The 1394-nt window shown below is 59.7% G+C and carries 1 protein-coding gene and 1 pseudogene; both read left to right on the top strand.

Features of this window, described 5'->3' with window-relative positions; translation table 11 throughout:
* Positions 1–112: pseudogene (locus KFO72_RS41820) on the top strand (GntR family transcriptional regulator); the annotation flags it as partial.
* Between the two features lie 429 nt (positions 113–541).
* A partial coding sequence (gene oxlT, locus KFO72_RS41815; RefSeq protein WP_225034552.1) for an oxalate/formate MFS antiporter occupies positions 542–1394 on the top strand: 853 nt, incomplete at its 3' end.

The following is a 1394-nucleotide window of genomic DNA, read 5'->3' as shown; positions in this document are numbered from 1 at the left end:
CATCATCGAGGCACTGGAGAAGCGCGACACCGAACTCGCCGAGCGTCTCGTGCGCCAGCACTCGCTCGACCTCGCGGCCTTCATCGAGGCCAATTGCGACTTTCTCGATTGAAGGCAGTCGCTACGCTCTGAGCTATCGCGGACATCCGTTCCCGGATGTCCGCATCTTCCCTCATTGCCAACCGGCGAGCTCCTCTGCGCGCCCCGTGCCGTCGCATCCATAAAGGATCGCGAATGCATTCGATAACTTTCTTTAATTATTCCCAATCCCCTGTGCGCTCTTACGATGGGTTGCCCGGATGCGTCCTGCTTTAAGGGTTAACGCGTGCAATGGCGGTGTTTAAGCGCATTGCATTGGGGAAAATCCGCAGGCCGCTGGAATAAAAATGTAAAGACTGAAGCCTGTTTGAATGGTTAACTACACAGGTCTGTCGAAAGTCCCCAGCGCCGGGTAGAAGAAAACAGCAAGGCGGATGCGGGCAGCGCGATCACGGATTGCGCGGCTTGCATCGAAAACATTAGAAATGCGGAGACGATGCTCATGAATGGAAACACCCGACAGGCGACGGGAAGCGGTCTATTTTCGAACCGTTGGTGTCAATTGGTGATTGGCATGCTGTGCATGGCACTGGTTGCCAACCTTCAATATGCATGGACGCTCTTCGTCGCGCCGATGAACGCGCGGCACCACTGGGGCGAAGCATCGATTCAGCTTGCGTTCTCGATCTTCATCGTCACGGAGACGTGGCTCGTACCTGTCGAAGGATGGCTCGTCGACCGTTTCGGTCCACGTCCTGTCGTCGCGGGCGGCGCGATTTGCGCGGGCCTAGCGTGGATGCTGTTCGCGCATGCGACGACGCTGCCCGAGCTGTATATCGGCTCCGTCGTCGCGGGCATCGGCGCGGGTGGCGTGTACGGCACCTGCGTCGGCAATGCGCTGAAGTGGTTTCCGGACAAGCGCGGTCTCGCGGCGGGCTTGACGGCAGCAGGCTTCGGCGCAGGCGCGGCCGTCACGGTAATTCCGATCGCCAACATGATTACGCGCTCCGGTTACGAGCACACGTTCCTGTTCTTCGGCATCCTGCAAGGCGTGGCGATCTTCGTGCTGGCGCTGCTGCTGCACAAGCCGTCGACGCGCGCTGCATCGAACGTCAAGCGCAAGTTCGCGGTCAGCAAGGTCGACTACACGCCGGGGCAGATGATCAGGACGCCCGTGTTCTGGGTGATCTACGCAGCGTTTGTCGCGGTCGCGGCAGGCGGCCTGATGGCGACGGCGCAAATCGGTCCGATCGCAAAGGACTGGGGCCTCGCGAAAATGCCGATGACGATGTTCGGCATGACGCTGCCGCTGCTGACGATGACGCTGTCCATCGACAACATCTGCAATGGCTTCA

It is taken from the genome of Paraburkholderia sp. XV, assembly GCF_020177535.1.
GTDB lineage: Bacteria > Pseudomonadota > Gammaproteobacteria > Burkholderiales > Burkholderiaceae > Paraburkholderia > Paraburkholderia caribensis.
The sequence above is the reverse complement of the archived record's forward strand: the minus strand, read 5'-3'. Positions and strand labels throughout refer to the sequence as shown.